General features: G+C 67.4%; 15 protein-coding genes and 1 other annotated feature. Of the genes, 7 read left to right on the top strand and 8 right to left on the bottom strand.

Features of this window, described 5'->3' with window-relative positions; all coding sequences use genetic code 11:
• The first annotated feature begins 3 nt into the window (after nt 1-3).
• The 3 genes from N4G63_RS02815 (at nt 4) to N4G63_RS02805 (ending at nt 2,701) form a co-directional block, all read left to right on the top strand.
• Nucleotides 4-1,740: an RNA-directed DNA polymerase gene (locus N4G63_RS02815; RefSeq protein WP_314599323.1), complete on the top strand. Its 1,737-nt coding sequence runs from the start codon at nt 4-6 to the stop codon at nt 1,738-1,740.
• Between the two features lie 412 nt (nt 1,741-2,152).
• The gene (locus N4G63_RS02810) at nt 2,153-2,374 is read left to right on the top strand and encodes a helix-turn-helix transcriptional regulator (RefSeq protein ID WP_260788874.1); all 222 of its coding nucleotides are present in this window, start codon (nt 2,153-2,155) and stop codon (nt 2,372-2,374) included.
• 72 nt (nt 2,375-2,446) lie between these two features.
• Nucleotides 2,447-2,701, top strand: a complete 255-nt coding sequence (locus N4G63_RS02805) for a hypothetical protein (protein WP_260788875.1) — start codon at nt 2,447-2,449, stop codon at nt 2,699-2,701.
• A gap of 43 nt (nt 2,702-2,744) precedes the next feature.
• Here N4G63_RS02805 and N4G63_RS02800 read toward each other — a convergent pair whose 3' ends face one another.
• Both N4G63_RS02800 and N4G63_RS02795 read right to left on the bottom strand, forming a co-directional pair.
• Entirely contained in the window at nt 2,745-3,248 is a 504-nt protein-coding gene (locus N4G63_RS02800; RefSeq protein WP_260788876.1) for a hypothetical protein, read from the bottom strand.
• A gap of 336 nt (nt 3,249-3,584) precedes the next feature.
• Nucleotides 3,585-4,484 carry a MobA/MobL family protein gene (locus N4G63_RS02795; RefSeq protein WP_260788877.1) on the bottom strand — a complete coding sequence of 300 codons (900 nt, stop codon included), beginning with the start codon at nt 4,482-4,484 and terminating at the stop codon, nt 3,585-3,587.
• A 178-nt stretch (nt 4,485-4,662) separates the two neighbouring features.
• Between N4G63_RS02795 and N4G63_RS02790 the strand changes: the two genes are divergently transcribed.
• Nucleotides 4,663-4,959, top strand: a complete 297-nt coding sequence (locus tag N4G63_RS02790; RefSeq protein ID WP_314599322.1) for a hypothetical protein — start codon at nt 4,663-4,665, stop codon at nt 4,957-4,959.
• A complete protein-coding gene (locus N4G63_RS02785; protein WP_314599321.1) occupies nt 4,952-5,545 on the top strand; it encodes a hypothetical protein in 594 nt (197 codons plus the stop codon). Before N4G63_RS02790 ends, N4G63_RS02785 begins: the two co-directional genes overlap by 8 nt.
• 2 nt (nt 5,546-5,547) lie before the next feature.
• Here the strand turns inward: N4G63_RS02785 and N4G63_RS02780 are convergent, their stop codons facing one another.
• Both N4G63_RS02780 and N4G63_RS02775 read right to left on the bottom strand, forming a co-directional pair.
• The gene (locus N4G63_RS02780) at nt 5,548-6,951 is read right to left on the bottom strand and encodes an AAA family ATPase (protein ID WP_314599320.1); all 1,404 of its coding nucleotides are present in this window, start codon (nt 6,949-6,951) and stop codon (nt 5,548-5,550) included.
• Nucleotides 6,948-7,274 carry a hypothetical protein gene (locus tag N4G63_RS02775; protein ID WP_314599319.1) on the bottom strand — a complete coding sequence of 109 codons (327 nt, stop codon included), beginning with the start codon at nt 7,272-7,274 and terminating at the stop codon, nt 6,948-6,950. The genes N4G63_RS02780 and N4G63_RS02775 overlap by 4 nt, the downstream gene beginning before the upstream one ends.
• Before the next feature lie 386 nt (nt 7,275-7,660).
• Here N4G63_RS02775 and N4G63_RS02770 point away from each other — a divergent pair, with 386 nt between their 5' ends.
• A complete protein-coding gene (locus tag N4G63_RS02770; RefSeq protein WP_260788881.1) occupies nt 7,661-7,930 on the top strand; it encodes a hypothetical protein in 270 nt (89 codons plus the stop codon).
• A 608-nt stretch (nt 7,931-8,538) separates the two neighbouring features.
• Here the strand turns inward: N4G63_RS02770 and N4G63_RS02765 are convergent.
• The gene (locus tag N4G63_RS02765) at nt 8,539-8,748 is read right to left on the bottom strand and encodes a hypothetical protein (protein WP_260788882.1); all 210 of its coding nucleotides are present in this window, start codon (nt 8,746-8,748) and stop codon (nt 8,539-8,541) included.
• Nucleotides 8,749-8,910: 162 nt separating this feature from the next.
• On the opposite strand from N4G63_RS02765, the gene N4G63_RS02760 reads away from it, so the two are divergent.
• A protein-coding gene (locus tag N4G63_RS02760) for an IS3 family transposase (protein ID WP_443111994.1) occupies nt 8,911-10,139 on the top strand; the annotation gives its coding sequence in 2 pieces (ribosomal slippage) (nt 8,911-9,202 and nt 9,202-10,139; 1,230 coding nt in all).
• Nucleotides 9,189-9,305, top strand: a sequence feature (AL1L pseudoknot). It overlaps the preceding gene by 117 nt.
• 304 nt (nt 10,140-10,443) lie before the next feature.
• On the opposite strand, the gene N4G63_RS02755 is transcribed toward N4G63_RS02760, so the two are convergent.
• From N4G63_RS02755 to N4G63_RS02745, 3 genes are read right to left on the bottom strand one after another with little or no spacing between them, the layout of a single operon-like run.
• Nucleotides 10,444-19,161 carry a GH36-type glycosyl hydrolase domain-containing protein gene (locus tag N4G63_RS02755; RefSeq protein WP_314599318.1) on the bottom strand — a complete coding sequence of 2,906 codons (8,718 nt, stop codon included), beginning with the start codon at nt 19,159-19,161 and terminating at the stop codon, nt 10,444-10,446.
• Between the two features lie 17 nt (nt 19,162-19,178).
• Nucleotides 19,179-19,415, bottom strand: coding sequence for a hypothetical protein (locus N4G63_RS02750; RefSeq protein ID WP_260788887.1), 237 nt, complete (start codon nt 19,413-19,415; stop codon nt 19,179-19,181).
• 9 nt (nt 19,416-19,424) lie between these two features.
• Nucleotides 19,425-20,615, bottom strand: coding sequence for an outer membrane beta-barrel protein (locus N4G63_RS02745; RefSeq protein ID WP_260788888.1), 1,191 nt, complete (start codon nt 20,613-20,615; stop codon nt 19,425-19,427).
• Nucleotides 20,616-20,832 lie beyond the last annotated feature (217 nt).

The raw sequence follows: 20,832 nt of genomic DNA, 5'->3' as shown, positions 1-20,832 counted from the left end.
GTCATGGCAAAGGACCGCGCCACCCTTCTCCTAGGCAAGGGCTACTTTCCATCCCAGTTGCCCCCGGCATTCACCACCCAGCAGCTGGCCGCACATGCGGCCGATCTGCAGGCGGTTTGGGCCGTGAACGACGAGAAGCCCACGTGGCCTGCTTGCAAGGCAGAGCTCTTCAGCGTGGCTCGGGCGGGGCATCAGCGCAGAACGACGAGCATCACCAACCCCGTGCCACAGCTATTCTTGGCGACCTTCGTGGCGCGGCACTGGCGGGACTTTCTTCGGCACTATCGAAAGTCACGACTGAGCAGAAGCCACCCCAGGTTTTTGAACGATGGTGGTCGGGCGGCGTGCATCCCGTCAATGCAGAGGTTGCATGACCTCAAGGTTCTCGAGTCGGCGGGTTACCGCTACATGCTCAGAACCGACATCTCCCGGTTCTTTCCGACGATCTACACGCACTCGGTGCCGTGGGCACTCCATACCAAGGAGGCCGCCAAGGCAAAAGAGAACCGCTACAAGACGACGCCAGACTTCTTCGGCAACCTCATCGACAAAGCGCTCCGGCAGGGTCAAGACGAGCAGACCATGGGGCTGCCGATCGGGCCAGATACATCGCATGTAGTGGCCGAAGCGATTTCGACTTCGGTCGACCTGCTCTTTGCGACGTCGCTTGGCTGCTGGCCTGCTGGGTTTCGCTACGTTGACGACTACTTCCTGTTCTTCCCGAACGTGGCGGCAGCCGAAGCCGCGCTGGCTGCTCTCTCGTCCGCTCTCAAGGAGTTCGAGCTTCAGATCAACTTCGAGAAGACCAAGATCTGCTCGGTGGCAGAAATCGTGGATGACTATTGGACGCACCAGCTACGGAGCTTCCAGATCGATAAGCACGGCCGGCGGCAGCGGTCCGACATTCATCACTTCTTCGAGCTTGCCAACGATCTTGCCAGGACGAACGCAGACGAAAACGTCATGGCGTATGCGCTGAAGCGCGCGTCGTCGGTTCTGATCAGGCATGAGAACTGGGAGCTCTTCGAGGCGCGCCTGTGCCATGTCGCGTTGTCCCATCCGAACACGCTTCAGACGATCGCGCAGGTCCTGGCGACCTACAAGTTTTACGGCTACCCGCTCAACGTCACGCGTATCACTCGAACCGTTGTGGCCTTGATCCAAGAGCATGCCGGGCTGGGTCATCACAGCGAGGTCGCCTGGTGCCTTTGGATGTGCAAAGAGTTGGAAATCCAGCTTGACCCCGCGTGCGTGGGTCTGGTTTCTGTGATGCCAAGTTCCGTCTGCGCGCTGCTTCTTATGGACTTGTCAGCATCAGGCTTCCTAGCCGTGGCGCCGAAGGAAAACTTCTGGCGCACAGTCGATGGGGCTGAGTCACTGCGCGAAGAGCTCTGGTTGATGTGCTACGAGGCCGGTGTTCGAGGTTGGGGCGGTTTCACCTCCGCACACGCTTTGGCTGATAGTCGCTTCAAGGATCTGGCTGAACGGGGCATCCGCTTTTACGACCCGGCCGCAAGATCGAAGCTGCTCTTCAAGATCCGAGAAGCTGTTCTGAAGGAACTGACACCCGAGGACATCGACAAATTCTTTGATCGCGACGACGCCGACGACTTCCTTGAATATGACGAAAGCGACGGGGGCTACGAAGGTGTGATCTTCGACGAAGAGCCGGAGAGTATGCCAGCCCCCGAAGACGACTTGGACGAGGCCCCAGCCGGCAAGGCTCCCTACGAGTTCTAGACAAGCCGCTCCCGCCCCGCCGGACGAAGCCGCCGCACCACCAGACCGCGGCGCATAGCCGCGCACTGCGCCCCGGCGCAGGTGGTCGGCGGCCGGCGCTGATGACGCCTCGCCGCCCGGAACGCGCTGCCTGAAGGTCCGCCGCGCGGATCCGAGCTGGCGCAAGGTTGCCGCTTGCACAAGGCATGCGCCACGGATTCGTCGGCGATCTGGTTTCAAACCAGTTTCTCGCAGACGGACGAAACCAACGAAACGTTCGAAGCGAATGCACAGGGCATTAGCGACCGCTCCGCTCGCACAACCCTGCATTTACCTGGAAGAATTTGAATCACTTGGTTGCCACTTGGATGAGAAAAATAATCATCCTGAACGGTGGCAGCAAGTTTTCCTCATCCAACTTCGAAAGTCTTCCATGAGCAAGTCTGACAAGCCCATTCGCCGCGGCGAGTACCTCATCCGCATCAACGACGTTCTGAAGCGAATTCCTGTGAGCCGCTCCAGTTTTTATGCAGGAATCAGGGCCGGGCATTACCCCCAACCCGTCCGCGTTGGAAAACGCACGGTCGCGTGGCGTGAGCCTGAAATCGATCAAATGATCGCCGACCTCAAGCCTTCGCTCATCCTGCCGCAATAAATCAAGCCTGCAATCAAGCGGGCCGCCGCGCCTTCGGTGTGCGACGGCCCAATTTTCAGTTGAGATTCAAAAATGAGATTCAGCATCGACGCATCCCAGATCAAGGATCAGCCTGGTACGGTGATGATTGCCCCTTGGGGCACAGAAAGCGAGCCCTTGCCCTGCCTGGTTTGGCTGGACCCCAATCCCGGGGCCATGATTCCACACAGCATCATCACCAACCAAAAAGGCAAAGTCGTTACGGCGCGGAGCGAGCGGGGCCTGATCGCAGCCGGCAAAAGATTGGGGCTGCGCTTTCCGCAACTGCCCAACTACTACGTTCCCTGATGCACTCTGAATTGGAAGGCCCTCCAGCCTTCCAATCAGTTCTTCATGGCGCAGCCTTGCCTCGTTTCACATCGACTTTGGCAACCACCGTCTTGCTCGTCAGCCGCTGGGATTTGATGGGCTTGTCTTTGTCCGGGATGAGCAATGCGTCCGAGAAACTGCCGGACCGATAGGCTTTCTTGGAGGACCAAAAAACCCGCGAGTTGACACGGTAGTGCGTCCCCACCGAGCTGGAGCACTTCTGGATCCACTTCTCGTTCTCCAGCAATCTCAGCGCATCGAAGACCGAACTGCGCGAGGCGTCAGCGTCGCGCATCAAGGCTTCGACGCTGTAGCCGATGTCATTGGAAAACGACATCTCCTGCGCCAGGCACAGCAGAACACGTGCCGACACGTTTGACCGAGCCATCAGGCCGCGAAACGGCTTGAACGACTCCCGGTGAAACTGCAGGAAGTTGTGGTTCTTGGACTCTTGCTCGGCCGCCGCGTCGGCGGCGTCCAACTCCTTGAGTCGCTGATCGGCGTTGTGCTCGTTGACAAGTTGCATGATTGAGTAGCTGCGGTGCGCCGGGCCTGGATCGGACTGAAAGTCCAGCCCACTGGACATTTCAACCTCACACTTGGCCCTTCAAGTGCTTGAAGTAACTGAGGTTTTCGGCAAATCTCAGAATCGCCTGCTTCTAAGTAATCTTATGCCGCGGCGAATACATCCCGGACATTTCAAGGAGATCTGTTCCATGGCATTCAAGGAGGCAGGCACGGTGTTCAAGGAGGACGGCCAATCAGGCCACGAGGTGGAGCTGTGTACTTTTTAGCTGGGTGCAACGCTGCGATCTTTCAACTGCGAAGCCGAAGAATTTCGCGCCAACATCAGCACCGGTATTCACGGACGCACCTTCCCTGCCTTTGAAGCCGATCGTGACGATGGTTTCATCGCGCGGGATGGGCTACCGGACGCTGCAAGGCGTTTCCCGCCCAGCCTTGCACACCGGGCATCAATCTCGGCTTGTCGCTGCAGCAGCTTGTTCTTCAGCGTGCGCAAGCGCCGGATGGATTGGTCAATTTGCTCGCACTCGATGTTCCGCTGCCGGTTCATCTCGTTGCGGTAGCGGCGCTGCGGAGCGCCGGGGCCGATGCCGTTGTGAATCGTTGGCCGACGATGGATGCCGCGCACGGCGTGACTGCGGTGGTCGATGCGCGCCCGAGATCCCACTTCTGCGAGCGCGTCGTTGACCGCGCGCTCCCATGCCGGCCTCAGCCAGCTCACGGAATCACCCACGCGCGCCTTTCGGCAATGGATCGGATCCAGCAGGAGTGCCTTGCTGCCGAGCGCACCCGTCCCATCCACATGGCAAGCGCTGATCAGCAAATGTGCGTGGTGATTTCGATCATCGCCACGGCCCGACGGCAGGTGGATCGCACAGTCGACGGCGACACCGTAGCGCGCTGAGATCGCCATGGCGAAGGTGTTGGCCACCCGCGCGCGGTCCACCTCCGCCAGTTCAGCGGGCAAGCCGATCACCACCTCCCTGGCGAGGACGGCGTCCTTGCGGCGGTGGTGGTGTTCAAGCGCGTTCCAGAACGCCGCCCGATCGGTCAGTTCAGCGCCGCCGGGCAAGTGCAGCCGCGCGCACACGACACCATGGCGACGGCGGTAGTCGTGACGGGTGCCGGTGCGCTCGTCCACGATCGCGCAGCCGGCTCGATACGCCGCGGCCGCGGTCGCACAGCGGCCATCGGCCCGGCGAATCGGCGGTTTCGCGCTCAGATGGTAGATCGCCACACTGACAGTCCATTCATGGGGTATCGGGGCCACCCGATCGCACGTATTCGACGCAGTCGAATACTCTAAGTGCGCCCTGCCGGGAGAGGGCCAAATATACGGGGCAGCAAACGCAGCCATCGGCACCAACTGCCGAGACAAACCCAATATACTGAATTTTCAGATAAAGGGATGGCGTATGAGCCAAGAAGACATCGACTCAATTGAGCGACAAATTCAGCGACTGAAGAACCGCAAAGCTACCGTACTGGCCAAAGACGCCGACGCCGAGCGGCGCCGACGCACACGGCAGAACATCATCATCGGCGCCTGGGTTCAGCGACACCAGCCAGACATGATTGAGATAATCAAGTCGACACTGACCCGGCCACAAGACATTTCCGCGTTTCAAGCGTCACAGCCAAGGGCAAAGGCCATGTCGGTGGACATTATTCTTCCATCCGACGACGAATACTCCGGGGACCACGATGCTTGAAGTTTTCAAACCCGTTCCATGGGCAGAGTTCTGCGGCGACCACATCGATCGCCTGTCATCAAACGACCTGGCCCGCGGCTTCACCCTCCGGTTTCGCTGGGTCCTTCAACGGCTGTGCGTGACGGCCGTGTACGCACCAGCTCAGACCGAACTGCCCCCGGCGCCGGGCGAGGCGATGGACCTGCACGTCGCACCGGGCAGCATGGCGGACGTGTGGGGCCAGATCCGCGGTTTTGCGGAAACGGAAGTGCAGCGCCAGCATGCGCTGCACCCGTTCTATGAACGCGTGGCGGAACACGGCCGCGTGCATCTGGCCCGCCCGTTTCGCAGCACCGCGCTCTGCAAGAAGCGGGCGGCGCACTGGGACAGCGCAGCCGGCCGCGACATGACCTGCCGGATCTGCATACGCCGGGCATCGGTCAGCACCCGCATGCAGGACCCCGCCTTCAAGCACATCACCGTGTCACACGCAGAGCGCGTGCGGGCGCGCCTGAGGCTGACGCCAGATCCCATGTTCGAGCTGCTGTTCAGCGCGTTGGACGACACCCTGGCGCGCCAGCGTGGCGGTCGCCCCGGAGGGCGTTGAATTCACCCCGCCCCGTTGATGAAGCCGATCCTGGCCCGCTGGGGCGCCCCAAGCCCCAGATTGGCCAGCGCCCAGTCGCAGCCTTGAACCTCTGTGCGCCCGGCCAGCAGCGCGTGGCCGATGCACGTCTCCAGGCGGCTCTTGATCACCCGCGGGCTCAACACCACGGCCTGCCGCACCACCTCGTCGGGCAGATCTTGCTGCATGGCGATGTTCATGCCCGCAACGAGCGCCCGGTAGATGTTCCGGACGATCTCGGCCAACTGCTGTTCCGTCGGCGGCTCGATCGTGAAGATGGCCAGACGTGACCGCAAGGGCTCGGGAAGCGCATCGATGTCATTTGCGGTGGCGATCAACCGGACATGGCTGGCGTCGATGGTGATGTCCGGGACGGACTGGTCGGTGAAGCACTTGGCGGTGTCCACCTCCAGCAGGCTGTACAGGGCCGACAGCGGATCGAAGGTGTGGCCGGCCCGCTTGTCCAGTTCGTCCACCACCACGAGGGGATTCGCAACGGGGTCCCTGCCCTGGCTGCCCCAAGCCAAATGCTCGAAGAGCTTGCCCGGAGAACTGTTGGACCAGAAGGTGGATGAGCCCGCCAGCGCCGCAGCGTTCGTCTCTTCAGCGAACGACACCACCAAGGGTGGCGGCACGCCGAGAAGGCGCGCAAGCGCGTGCGCAAACTTGGTCTTGCCGACGCCGGGCGGGCCCACCAACAGGATGGGCGGCAGGCGGTGCCGGATGCCCAGTTGGCACATGGCGAGGTGCGGCCGAACCATGGCCTGCAACACGGCCGCGAAGTTGGGCGCCTCACGCTGCAATTGCTCAAGCTGGCCGGCCCAATCGCCGGCAGGCTTGGCCAGCGGCCTGGTCGCCCCTGTTTCGTTCAGGCGTGCCATGGCCTGGGCCACCCGCCGCGCGTGCGCTTCGTCGCGCGCCGATGCGCGCTTCTCAAGCTGCGCCATCGAGTCCCACTCGAACACGGTGACTTCCTGAGGCTTCAAGGCACGATCAATCCGATCCTCGATGTACTCGTCGAGGTCGAAGTTCGCCACGTTGTGCGGCGCTGCGGATGGTCGGTAGCCCCACACCGGGGAACTCGGCAAGGCGTGCTCGGCGCCATACTGGTAGCGAGACAGCTGGCATAGCCGAAGTGCGATCCCATGCAGCACTTCCTGCTCTCGGACGGACGGCGCAGGACGGCAGCGCAGGCGAAGCTGCAGTTGCCCATCGGCATGGCCTGCCTGCAGCACACCAGCAGCGGGCGGGCAGTCTCTGAACATCTGGTCGACCAGGCCGATGAACTCATACACCAGGTCCACCCAGGCATCCGGAATGCGCTGAAGGTATTTCAGCCGCAGCCACGGCGGCACCAGACACCGGTTGCGCAGAGGCTCGTGTTTCATGCGTCCTCCGCGGTGTTGCCAGAGTCCACAACAGACGGTGTCAGCTCAGGCGGCCGGCCGGCCATCGCCACAGGCAGAAGCACATTCATCAGCGCGGTGCCGGCATTGATCAGCGCAGCACTCAGCAGGTACAGATCCGACCCGATGCTGTGGGCGTAGATCGTGGACGACAGGCTGGTGGCTGCCGCCAGCAGCGTGGAGCGCCGCAGGTTCAGCCGGCCGGCCGGCCGAGCACGCCACAGCGTGCAAAGGTGGTCGACCAACCGGATGACGGCCAGCACCACCGCGATCAAGCCCAGCGGGCTGATCCAAAAACTGTTCATTGACGACCTCACAGACGCAGCGACTCCCATCGAGCCAAAAGAGCCGCGCCGGCACCGACGGGGCGGCCTACGCGGCCAAGGACCGTGGTCTGCTTATGAGGTGGTGGTGAACGTGCATGTGGGAATGGGTGCGATGTGCGTGTGCAGCAGGGGCAATGTAGGGCGTCGCCCGGCAGATCACCAAGACTTTTCATGCGCCGGCCATGGTGCAGATGCAACGCAGCGGCGGCCTCGCATTTCGTGACGTTTCCAGCGAATCGTGATAACGCTCTTCATGAGCGTCACGCTGATCAAACGCAGCAACACACGACGCCGCAAAACTTGCCACCGGCCGCCGGATCCTGGACAGTGACTGCCATCAACGACAACGCCAAACGCGAGGCCGCATGTATTCAACCCTGGGCGATCAGACCAACTTCCTCAACGCCACGCAAGGTGCCGATGCTCTCGTGAACGCTTTCGATGCCGCCATCGCCAACCTCGTCTTCGACAACGAGGACGAGGACGGCTTCGTCTACGTGTCCGACTACAACGCGCTGGTAGAACGGTTCAATCGGCTGGCACAGCACACGGCGTGGCTGCAGCAGCGATGCGCGCAGCTGTCGGTCGAGGATGAGCAAGCGCGACGGAGGTTGGCTGCGGTGCGTGGACGGTAGGCCGGGGCCTCTGAACCACCCGTGACGCATAGTTTTCGATCTCGCTCCAACCAGCAGGTTCGGCTGGGGCAGCTACGCAGCGGTTGCCGCCGGTCGACTCGGACGCGTGAACTCACGCTGACGGCCATCAAGCCGACCTTCGATTTGGCAGCCGGGTCCGCCGTGAATGTCGGCGAACTGTTGGGCAGCGGCTGTTCGCGTTGCCTGGTAGCAGTGTGGCGCTGTGAACGACCGATCCCTGCCGGTGCGGCGGATCCGAATCGACCCTTCTGCGACGTTCGATCCCCTGCATCGGTCGCCGCGAAGCAGTCGCTGTGCCGCGACGGCTTGCTGAAGATCCCCCGGATACTGATGCCTCGCTCAAGCAGATTCGGGAGACCCGATTCGTAGTCCTCATCTAGATTCGATACAACGAGCAGGTCCGACGTGCTTATGTCTGCGACCGCAAGTGGTTCCAGTGGAACCACCGGCCTCGATTGTTGTTCTCATGCCCGCAGTCAATCATCGTCGTCCACGCAAGTCCGTCGTGGGCGCTCTTCAGCAGTGCGCAAACGCCGTGCTGCACGTCGAAGATGGTCAGGCGGTGGTCTGTCACTGCGCTTGCGTCGTTAGTACAGCAGGCCGACCCTGTTTTCCCAGCGAAAGAGAATCCCTCCGTCATCGCGCGTAGTCATCACGTAACGCATGTTCTGTCCGCGCACGTTCGGAACGCCGCGGGCCTGGCAGTAGTAATACGGCACCGTCTCCTGCGACTGGTGCCGCTTGGCGCAGTCCGAGATGATGACAAGCTGCGGCGAACAGCCTTGTTCGTTGAACATTGCTAACGTCTTCGTCGAACGGTTGCGCGGCAGTGCGGGCTGCGGCAGCCGAGCGGGTTGGGCCGGTGCCGGTCGAGTGCCGATGTTGTCGCCCGCCTGGGATACGGCGGTGTGAACCGCCCCGGGTTTTGAGGAGGCTCCAACTCTTGAGAAGATGGAGCCATGAAGAAGTCGAGCAGGTTCTCACCTGAGGTCCGTGAGCGGGCCGTTCGGATGGTGCAGGAGCACCTTGGGGAGTACCCCTCGCTGTGGGCGGCGATCGAGTCGATAGCGCCCAAGATCGGCTTTGTGCCGCAGACGCTGCTGGAGTGGGTCAAGCAAGCTGAGGTGGATACCGGTGTGCGCCCGGGCGTGAGCACGGCCGAGGCGCAGCGGATCAAGGACCTGGAGCGCGAGGTCAAGGAGCTGCGCCGGGCCAACGAGATCCTGAAGCTGGCCAGTGCGTTTTTCGCCCAGGTGGAGCTCGACCGCCGGCTGAAGTGATGTGCGGGCTCGTTGATGAGCACCGCGGTGTCCATGGGGTCGAGCCGATCTGCGCGGTGCTGCAGATCGCCCCGTCTGCGTATCGCCGGTATGCCGCCCGGCGCCGGGGTCACGCCCTGCTCAGCGCCAGGGCGCAGCGCGACGCGACGTTGATGCCCGTGGTCGAGCAGGTGTGGAACGCCAACCTGCAGGTCTACGGCGCCGACAAGGTCTGGAAGCAGATCAACCGCGAGGGCACCGAGGTCGCGCGCTGCACGGTAGAGCGCCTGATGCGGCGCCTGGGCCTGCGAGGCGTCAAGCGCGGCAAGGTGGTGCGCACCACCGTCAGCGACAGCAAGGCGTCATGCCCGCTGGACAAGGTCAACCGGCAGTTCCGTGCCGAGCGGCCAAACCAACTTTGGGTGTCGGACTTCACCTATGTCTCGACCTGGCAGGGCTGGCTGTATGTGGCCTTCGTGGTCGACGTGTTCGCCCGGCGCATCGTGGGCTGGCGCGTGAGCACGTCCATGACCACCGACTTCGTGCTCGATGCGCTGGAGCAGGCGCTGCACGACCGGCAGCCAGAGCGCGACAGCAGCCTGATCCATCACAGCGACCGCGGCTCGCAATACGTGTCGATCCGGTACTCCGAGCGGCTGGCCGAGGCCGGCGTCGAGCCGTCGGTGGGCAGCAAGGGCGACTTCTACGACAACGCCCTGGCCGAGACCATCAACGGCTTGTACAAGGCCGAGGTGATTCACCGGCGCAGCTGGAAGACCCGAGAAGCCGTCGAGCTGGCGACCCTCACCTGGGTCTCCTGGTTCAACAACCACCGCCTCATGGGGCCACTGGGCTACATCCCACCGGCTGAGGCCGAGGCAAACTACTACAGGCAACTCGCCAGTCAGGCCACCGCGGCGGTGTCCTGACTCAACCCAACGAGCCTCCGCGAAACCCGGGGCGGTTCAGTGCCCAGTTTGCCTGCTTGGTTGATTTGCAGGCTGGCCTGCGCACTTGGCATGGGAACTGCGGGTTGCAGCGCCGGATCGAGTTGCTTGGCCCCTGATCTTGCACTGCTCATGGTCGTCCTCCTGCACTCCGAGACCGCACGGGACGGATGCCGACAGCAGCCCTCCCACAGCCTGGTCGCCGACATTCTGGGTCGACATCCGCCCTCGACAATTGCGACTCATCAACCTTGCCGCAGCGCTGCTCCGCCAGCGGTGCGACGCATCAAGGCCGAAGCGGCACGACGAAGCGGCTGTCAGGCCCCAGCGTGGCCCAGTGCAAGGCCTGTCCCACCAGCAGCAAGGTGGCGCCCATCTGCGCAGGCTCGGGTTTTGTGCTGGACATGGCACCGCGCAGAAAGACGAAGTGCATGCGCCGCCCTTCGCGCTTGATCGTCAGTTCGGCCCGCGGCCAGTGCGACGGCAGGCAGGGGTGGAAGCTCAGCGTCTGCGCACCCAGCTTCAGGCCGAAGACCGACTCCACCGCGGCGCGGTGCATCCAGGCCGCTGCGCCGGTGTACCAGCTCCAGCCGCCGCGCCCGGCCTGCGGCGCGGCACTGCAGATGTCGCCCGCCATCACGTAGGGCTCCAGGGCATAGAGCGGCCCGTGCACGGGGTGCGCGGACCGGTGGGCCGGGCTCAGCCAGGTGAACCAGCGGTACACCGTGTCGCGCGCTTGTGTGTCGGCTTGGGTGCCGGCTTGTTCGATGCTCGCTGCCGCCGCCCCGGAGGCCAGTTCCGCCTGCGCCATCAGCGCCCACACCGCAGCGTGGGCATACTGCCCCCCATTTTCTCGCACCCCCGGCGGGTAGGCTTGGATGTAGCCGGCATTCGGCCGGGCCTGCTGCAGCGGTGGGTGCAGCAGGCGCAGCAGGCCGGCATGCTCGTCGGCCAGATGGGTCTGCACCGCGGCCATGGCCTCGCGCTGGCGCTGCGGCGGTGCCACGCCTGACAGCACCGCCCAGGCCTGGGCAATGAGGTCGATGCGGGCTTCCGCACCGGCGTGCCCGCCCAGGGCCCGGCCGTCGTCAAAGAAGGCGCGCAGGTACCAGTGCCCGTCCCAGGCCTGGCCCAGCAGCGCGCCCTGCCAGCCGGCGGCGGCGTCTTCCCAGCGCTGGGCTCGTGCACTGTCACCGCGTTGGCGTGCCAGCGGCGCGAAGCCGGCCACCAGCGCGCAGGCGAACCAGCCGAGCCAGACCGATTCACCCCGCCCGCCGTGGCCCACGCGGTTCATGCCGTCGTTCCAGTCGCCACTGCCCATCAGCGGCAGGCCGTGCACGCCCACGCGCAAGCTGTGGTCGATGGCCAGCGCGGCGTGTTCGTACACGCTGGCCACTTGGTGGCTGACGCGCGGGGTGTCGTAGGCGTCCTCGGCGCCTTCGGGGATGGCGCCGCCTTCGATGAAGGCCACCTGCTGGTCCAGCAGGGCAGCATCCCCCCCGGTCTTCAGGTGGTGCAGCAGCGCGTGCGGCAGCCACAGCAGGTCGTCGCTGATGTGGGTGCGCACGCCCGCGCCGCCGGGCGCGTGCCACCAGTGCTGCACGTCGCCGGCCGTGAACTGGCGTGACGCGCACAGCACGATTTGTTCACGCAGCATGTCGGGCGCGGCCCAGGCCAGGGCCAGCGTGTCCTGCAGCTGGTCGCGAAAGCCGGTGGCGCCACCCGCCTGGTAGAAGCCGGCCTTGGCCCACAGCCGGCACGACACCGCCTGGTACAGCAGCCAGCGGTTCACCATCACATCGAACAGCGGGTCGGGCGTGGCCACCTGGGTGGCGCCCAGCAGCGCGTTCCAGCGCTGGCGCACCGTGCCCACACGCTGCGTCGGTGACTTGGCCGCGGTGCGCGCGGCCAGGTCGCGCGCGGCCTGCGGGTTGTCGGCATGGCCCAGCAGGAACACCCGCTCGGCGGTGCAGCCGCTGGCCAGGCGCAGCCGCAGCGACAGCGCGGCGCAGGGGTCCAGCCCCTTGCCGCTGCGCTGGCCGAGGTGGTCGGGGAGCACGCGGTGGCCGCGTGCGTCCACGGCTTCGCGGCGGTCGCAGGTCCAGTCAGTGTCGACGCCACCCGCAGCTGGGTCGCGCTGGTCGGTGGCGCTGGCCAGGAAGGCGGTGCTGCCGCCGAACCCCCCGGTGCGCTCTCGCTGCGTGCACAGCAGCACCAGGCCCTGCAGCTTGTCGCTTCGCAGTGCGTGCATGCGGGTGGTGGTGGTGGCGCGGTCGGCGCGGCTGGCGCCCATCATCCATTCGACCAGGCCCACCAGGCGCAGGTGTCGGGTGCGTGGGCCGTGATTCACCAGGCGCAGCCGTACTTGCTGCACCGACGCATCGGCGTCCACGCACCATGACGCCAACACCTCCAGGTCACCGCAGCGGTGATGGAAGGTGGTTTCGCCCTGGCCGTGTGTCACGGTGTAGGGCAGGCCCGGCGCGGCCCACGCCGACGGCGTGACGCTCCAGGTCTGGCGCGTGGCTTCGTCCTGCAGCAGCCACCAGCAAGAAGGCGGGTCGGCCACCGGGTCGTTGGACCAGGCGGTCAGCTGGTTCAGCCGGCTGTTGCCGGCCCAGGTGAAGCCACCGCCAGCTTCGGTGACCAGGCTGCCGAAGCGGCGGTTGGCCAGCACATTGGCCCAGGGGCGCGCCGGCCGCTGCGGCGAAGCCACCTGGAATCGGAAGGCGCCATCGGGCGCGATGAATTCACCTTCGGGCGGCGGCATCGGCGCGTGCCCGATGGGCGCGGGCAGCAGCGCGGCGGTGGACACGCCCTGGCGCGCCTGCAGCGCCTGTTCGTGCAGGTCACGCCATGCCTGAACATGGTGCTGCAGCGGCCGCCCGTCGGCATCCAGTTGCACCCGGGCCAGGTGGTGCAGGGTGCTGGCCTCGTCCACCGACAGCTCTTCGGCGCGCAAGACGAACAGGGCTGTGCGGCCCGTGGTACCGGCCGCGGCCAGGTCGGTGGCCAGGTGGTCGCGCAGGGACTGCAGTTCGCCTTGCAGGCCGCTCAGGTAGGACGTGGCTTCGGCGTTCACCACCACCATGTCGCAGGCCACGCCGCCCCAGGCCCACACTCTCAGCGCCTGCGCCAGCGAGCGCAGCAGGCCCAGGCCCTGCGGCGCGCTGGCGGACACCAGCAGCAGCGGGCGGTCACCGGACAGCCCGAATCGCCACAGCAGGCTGCGGTCGCAGATCTCGCCCGCCGCGGCCTGCTGCGGCCGGGTCAGGTTGAACAGCAGCGCGGTGCTCAGGGTCTGGATGTCGGCCCAGGGCTCGGCCGCCAGGCGCAGCGCGCGCCAGCGCACGTCGCTCATGGTGGCCGACATCAGCGACGCGCGCTGCACATGGCTGGGCTGGCGGTACTTGTCCACCACCGCGTTCAGCACCCCGGCGTCGTCGGACGCGGCGGTGCCGAACACCACGCGCACCTGGGCACCCGGCGCCAGCCGCAGCCGCAGGCCCAGCGCGGCCATGGGGTCCAGTCCGGTGTCCAGTGCCACGCCGGGTTCCCCCGTGAGTGCGTCCGGCGGCGGCTGCACCAGCGCCAGCGGGTGGCTGGCCGCGTGGTTACGGCCAGCCCAGCGCTGGCGGTCCGCTTGCACCTGCAGGCCCAGCACCTGGGGGTCGCCCTCGGCCAGGAAGTGCACCACGTGAAGGGGGCTTTCGCGGTCCAGGCGCGGTGTGCGTTCAAACGCCAGGGCCTGCTGCGCGGCGCACCAGGCCGCGCGCACGAACAGGTTGGAAAAGGCCGGGTGGGCTTCGTCCGCGCGCGGCTCGGCCAGCGTGGGCTCGAACGCCGAGATGAGGTCAATGTCCAGCACCCGCTCGCCCAGGTTGTGCAGCTCGACCTGGCGGAACTCAATGTCGTCTTCCGGGCTGACCCACACCGTCAGGCGGCTGTGCAGATCGGGCCAAGCGGCGTCCAGCACCAGGCGGTCGGCGTGGAAGTGGCTGCTGTAGTGCGCCGCCGAATCGGGCGCCGGGTGCTGGGTGATGGACACCGCCTGCGGCTGCCGGTCCCAGCGCAGGTAGAAGAAGTGGCCGCAGGCGTCGGCCAGCGCGTCGTCGCGCCAGCGCGTCAGCCCGAAGCGCCCCCAGCGGCTGCTGCCGGCGCCGTTGGCGCGGAGGTCCACCTGGTAGCGGCCATTCGACAGCAGGTGCGTGGGTTCCACCGCAGCAGCACCGGGCAGCACCTCGCGCGGGCCCCCCGCGGTGCGCGCGCTGGCCGCCGGCACCGGGCGGGGGCCGGGCGGGTCAGGCAGCGCCGGCACCTCACGCGGCACGCGTTCGTGCAGCAGCGACGCCACCGCCTGCACATGGGCGTTGGCCATGCCCCAGCGGCGCGCCACGCCGTCCAGCAGCACATTGGCCAGCGCCACGATGCTCATGCCCTGGTGGTGTGACATGTAAGTGGCCACCGGCACGGCCGACGGGCCGCCGGTGGCGGACGCGGCTGAAAAGTCCAGTGCTTCGATCAGCCCGTAACGCCCGCGCCCTTGCAGCGCCTGCAGCGCCATCAGATTGCGCTGCGCGGCGCGCAGGTCGATCTGTGCCGCCAGCACGCTGGCGTAAGGGGCCATCACCAGTTCGTCCGGTGGGGTGCGGCGCAGCGCCAGCGCCGGCACACCGTGCGGTGCGTACTGGTAGGCGAGCGCATGGTCGCGCCCGGCGTGGGCCGATTCCGACGTGCCCCAGGGCACGCCATGCGCCAGGCCGAAGGCGCGTTGCAGGCCCAGCGCAGCCACACCGGCCTGGCACAGCACCGACTGCGGCGGCTCGTCCAGCACCAGGCTGGGCATCAGGTACTCGAACATCGAACCCGACCAGGACCGCAGGCCCACCCGCGCGCCGTCGGCGAAGAACGGCCGGCCGAGCGCGGCCCAGTGGTTCACCGGCACGTCGCCCTTGGCAATGGCCAGCAGACTGGCCAGGCGCGACTCGGACGCCAGCAGGTCGTAGAAGCCAGAGTCCAGTTGCTGCTCCGCCAGGCGCCAGCCGATGTGGAAGAGGTGGCGCTTGCGGTGGTACAGGAAGCCGAAGTCGGCCTGCCAGGCCAGGGCTTCGCAGGCCCCGGCTGCGGCCAACAGACGTTCGGCGGCGCCCGGCGGGCGCCGCAGCGGCGCCGTGCCGCAAAGGGCAGCGGATGGCGGCAGGGCTTCCAGGGCCCATGCCTGCTGGTCCAAGGCGGCCGAGCGCAATGTGGCCAGGTGGTCGGCCAGCAGCCAGGTTTCGCGGTGCTCGGGCGTGGGCTTGGCCGGCGGCAGGGGCTGTGAACGGGCCACCGGGTCGGCGTCCAGTTCGGCCTGGGCCGCGGCCAGCCAGCTCAGGAAACCCACCGGGTCGGCCCGGCAGGCGGCCAAGGGGTCGGCCTGCGCCAGCAGGCTGGCCATGGCCGGGCCTGGCACGCACTGCCCCGCCCGCGCGGCGTGCGGCGCGCGCAGGCGGGCGTGCGACGCGGCCAGCGCACGCTGGCCGGCGCCTTCATCGAAGGGTGCCGCAGCCAGCGCACGGCAGGCCTGGGCCACGGCCAGCAGGTGGCCGCTCAAGTTGCCGCTGTCAACCGTGGACACATAGGCTGGCAGCAGTGGGGCGCCGCTTTGCGTGTCGTACCAGTTCAGGAAGTGGCCGCGGTGGCGCTGCAGCGTGGCCAGGGTGGCCAGCGTGGCTTCCAGCCGGGCCAACAGGTCCTGTGTGCCGATCCAGCCGAACTGGCGCGCGCAGGCCGCGCTCAGCAGGTACAGGCCGATGTTGGTGGGTGAGGTGCGGTGCGCCAACACGTCCTGCGGCAGCACCTGGAGGTTGTCCGGCGGCAGGTGCAGGTCGTCAGGGCCCACGCAGCGCTCGAACAGGCGCCAGGTGTCGCGGCCCAGCGCTTCCAGATGCTGCTGCTGCGCCAACGACAGGGCCTGGCGCGACGCGGGCCGCCGCACGCGGCTGACCCACCAGTTGCCCAGCGGCGAGCTGGCCCACCACAGTGCCAGCAGCAACGCCCAGCCCATATGCGGGCTGTCCACGGCCCACAGCACGCCCAGCAGGGCCGCGGCCAGCAAGGGTTCGTTGGCATGGCGGCGCAGCAGCGGGCCCAGCTGCCCGCGTGCATCGGCCTGCACGGCGGCGAAGGGTGTCCACTGCAGCAGGTGGCGGCGGCTCACGCCCAGGCGCCACAGGCTGCGCAGCACCGCGTCCATGGCCAGCAGCGCCTGCGCGCCCAGCTGCCACATCCACCACAGCCCGCCGCATAGTGCGCGCAGCCATTCGGTGCCGGCCTGGCCGTAGAAGTGGCGCCTCGCCACGTCGTGGCGGCTGGGCACCAGGCCGGCCAGCGCCCCCATCAATGGGCCCGCGGTGTAGGCAGCGAACACCAGCACCAGCGCCAGGGCCGGCGCCACCGTGCCGCCGGCCAGGGCCAGCCCCAGCAGCGCCAGCGAGGCCGGTGCCACCAGCGAGCGGCGCAGGTTGTCCAGCATCTTCCAGCGGTGCACGGCGCGCAGCGGCCAGCGTCGTGGCTGGAACAGGAAGGGCAGCAACTGCCAGTCGCCCCGTGTCCAGCGGTGCACGCGGGCCGACGCCACGTCGACCTGGAAGGGCTGGTCTTCGATCAGGCTGATGTCGGTGACCGCCGCGCAGCGCGCGAGCGATCCTTCCAGCAGGTCGTGGCTGAGCACGCAGCCTTCGGGCAGGCTGGTGCCCAGCACCGCGTGCACCGCCTGCACCTGCAGCAGGCCCTTGCCGCAGAAGCTGCCTTCGGCGAACAGGTCCTGGTAGACCTCGGAGCTGGCGGCGCTGTAGGGGTCGATGCCGCTGTGGCCGGCGAACAGCCAGTGAAAGGGCGTGGCCTCGCCCTGCGCGGGCAGCGGCATCACCACATGCGGCTGCAGGATGGCGTAGCCGCTGTCCACATGCCGGCCACCCGCACCCAGGCGCGGCTGGTTCCGCGGGTGGGCGGCCACGCCCACCAACGCGCGCAGGCGGCCGGGGGGCAATTGGGTGTCGCTGTCCAGCGTGAGCAGGTGGCGGGTGCCGGGTTCGATGCGTGAGCGCTCGCCCAGCGCGGCAAACGCCGTGCTGTGGCCGGTGGCCAGCGCGGCCAGCAGTTCCAGCAGCTTGCCGCGCTTGCGTTCCCAGCCAATCCAGCGCTGTTCGGTGTCACAGAAGCGGCGCGGCCGGTGCAGCAGCACGAAGCGGGGTGCCGAATCCGGTGGGACGGGGTGTTGGACGTTCAGTGCGTCGATCTCGGAACAGGCCAGGGCCAACAGGGTCGCATCGGCCGGCAGATGTTCCTGGTCAGCGTCTGCATGGTCGGTCAGCAGCGCGAACTGCGAGTGGCGCTCGGGGTTGGCCAGGTGGTGCAGGTGCAGCCGGTGCGCCAGTTCGCGAACTGCGGCGGAGTCGCTCAACATCGTCGGTATGGCCACCATCACCCGGTGTTCAAGCGGGATGCCCGCCATCAACGCCAGGCGCGGCAGCCGGGCGGGCCGCACCCATTCGCTGACCAGGCGGTTCACCACCGCCACCACCGCTTCGCTTGCGGGCAGCAGCATCAGCAGCACGCCCAACGCAGCCCAGAGGCTGTCCGTCAGGCCGGCCCAGGCCAGCGCCACGCCCGGGCTGGCATCGGCCCGCAGCACGGCCAGCACCAGCGCGGCCGTTCCTGCCCCCAGCGCGCCCAGGTAGACCGGCAGCACCGCGTGCTGGCCCACCCGCAGGGCCAGCGACCGCAGGGGTTCGCGCAGCCCCAGGGCGCGGGCCAGCGTGTCGCGGCCAGCGCCTTGCAACCAATGGCCGGGGGTGTGCTTCGGTGTCGCGGTGTCGTGGCCCGACCCGGGCGGGTCGGGGCGCATCAAGGTGAGCAGGGCCTGGGCCACCGCCAGCTCGCTGCGGCCGCTGCGCCGCGCCAGACGTTCGATGGCGTGCAGGGTCTGGTCACGGGTGCCGGCGTGTTCGGCTTCGAACAGCGGGTGTGCCAGCATCAGGCGCATCAGCGTGCTGGCGCGGGCGACCAGGTCGGACCAGTCGGTGTCGCCGATGGCCCGCAGCGAACTCACCGCGTTGCTCATGCTCAGGTTGTCGGCCGCCTGGTCGGCACCGTGCTGCGTCTGCAATGCGGCAGCGTTGGGCAGCGCCTGGTCCAGCCAGGCCCGCACGGCCGCTGCCACCGGGCGGCCGCGCAGGCGCTGCGCCAGGCGGGCCAGGAACGCGTCGCCAACGCCGCGGCGCTGCAGCACCTGCAGCCAGGCGCCCAGCGCTGCCACCAGGGTGGCGGGCCCCTGCGTGCCGGCAATTGAGCCAGCGTCGTCGTGCGCCAGCACGCGGTCGCTGCACAGGTTGGCCACCTCGCGTGCGGCCATCTGCGCGGCCTCGCGCTCGGCCAGGCGGCGCAGGTTTTCCAGCAGCAACACCCGCAAAGTGGTAGGCAGGGCCCACATTTCGGCCAGGGTCAGCGCGCGGCTGTCCTGGTAGGCGCTGAGGAACTGCACCAGCAGGTCCTCGTCGAATGCGCCGTCGGTGTGGGCCACGAAGGCCCAGGCCACGCCATAGATGCGCGGCAACCCGGCCAATGGCGGCTGCTGCAGCACCGGCAGCGCACGCACCGCGTTGCGCGGCAGTTCCCGGTGGATCTGCTCCAGCTGGGTTTCAATGAGTTGGAAGTTGTCCAGCAGCCATTCGGCGGCGGGGCTGACGGCGTAGCCCGCGGCGGCCTGGCCCCCGATGTAGGCGTGGGCCGCGCGCAGCGTGTGCACGTTGTCGGCCAGCCGCGGAAAGAAGGCCACCGAGCGCAGCCCGGCGCGCACCGCGCTGTGAGTGGCGCCCAAGCTGCGGCCGTGCTGCGCAAAGCGCTGCGGCCCGAATGTTTCGGCCCGTATGGGCGGCTGCACCGGCCCGCCCTTGGCGTCCAGCAGGCCGTGGGTGGCCCGTGGCGCGCGGGGCTGCAAGCGCCGCCAGGCGGTGCCCAGCATGGGTCAGGCCGCCCGGGCTAGAGCAGCAACCAGACGCCGCCAACCAGCAGCGCCAGCACCACCAACACGGTGCTGATGAGGCGCGCCGCCACGAAGCCCTGTACCGCCTCGGCGCCACAGCGCAGCGCGAAGTGGCGCCCGGCCACGCAGCGGCAACGCTGCAGATGCTCGCCCAGCGGCGCCAGTTCCGCTGCTTCTGTGCCCTCGCCGCGGCTCAGGGCCGACGTGCTCCAACTCGGTCCGTTCATGCGCATGGCGGGCGCTCAGCGGGTGCCCACCACGTCCACATCCACGCGGCGGTCGGGTGCCAGGCAGGTGACCAGTTGCGCCGTGGCCTTGCTGCCCACGCAGTCCTGCGGCTTGGTCACCGGCGACGATTCGCCCTTGCCGCTGGCCGTCACCTTCATCGGGTCCACATGGCCGCGGGTGACCAGGTAGTTCTTCACCGCGTCGGCACGCTGGCGCGACAGGGTCTGGTTGTAGTCGTTGCTGCCCAGGCGGTCGGTGTGGCCTTCGACTTCCACCATGTCGAACTGCGTGCCCTCCAGCTCACGGGCAAACGTGTCCAGCGCGACCCTGCCCACGTCGTTGACTTCCGAACGGTCGAAGCCGAACTGCGACTCGGCCGAGAAGGTGACGCGGCGGCGCGGCGGCGCCACCGGCGCGAGCGTGGGTGCCGGCAGCACGGGTGCGGCCTGCACGACGATGATGGGGGCCGGGGCGGGTGCCGCAGCCACCGGTGGCACCACATAGGGTGCAGGTGCCTGGGCACGCGGGGCCGGCGCCGGGGCGCTGCCGAACGGGAACACCAGGCCCACCGACACCAGGTTGGTGTTCACATGGCTGCCCACCGCGTCGTTCATGCGGTAGCGCTCGACCTCGGCTCGAACCAGCATGTTCGAACCCATCGCGTACTGCACGCCCAGGCCCACCTTGGCGTTGGTGCCGCGCTTGGACACATCGTTCAGGGTCACAGCGCCCGTGGTGTCATAGCGGGCGCGGGCGCGGCCCGAGGCCATGCCCACGCGGCCCAGCAGCGCGAAGTTGGTGGTCAGCGGCAGCGTGCCCACCAGGTCCAGGCTCAGGCCGTTCAACTTGAACCTGGCGCCCACCGTGCCGGCCGGCGTGGTGGTGGCGTCGTAGCCCAGCTTGCCCAGATCGAAGTAGCCGCCTTCAACGGCGACGTTGCGGTTGAACTGGTAGCCGCCGAAGATCTTGTAGCCGGTGTCATTGCTGTCGCGGGCGAAGCCGGTGACGCTGCCACCCGCACCCACGCCGGCTGCCACCTGCGCCTCGGTGCCGAAGTCACCCTGGGAACGGCCCAGGCCCAGGCCGACGTAGCCATATGGGGCTTCGCGCACCTGTGCCTGTGCCGGCACCGCCGCCAGGCAGGTGAAGCCGGCCAGGCTGGCCAGGCCCAGATTGCGCAGCGTCAATGTTGAAGTGAATGTCATGGGATTCTTTCGAATGTGAGGGGATGGCGTGCTGCCGTTGTGCAGCGTCAACGACGTGGTTTTACGTGGCCGCACGCCCGTCGTCTGTGCGCTGGCGAACTTGGGGCGCACCCCCTGTTGTCCGCCGCCAATGGCCCGGCGCAATGCATTCGTGCGCTGCCGCACCAACGGAGTAGCCTGTGACCACCAAGCTCACGCGCCGCGGGCTGCATCCAGC

Origin of the sequence: Aquabacterium sp. OR-4, assembly GCF_025290835.2 — a bacterium.
Lineage (GTDB): Bacteria > Pseudomonadota > Gammaproteobacteria > Burkholderiales > Burkholderiaceae_C > Pseudaquabacterium.
The sequence above is the reverse complement of the archived record's forward strand: the minus strand, read 5'-3'. Positions and strand labels throughout refer to the sequence as shown.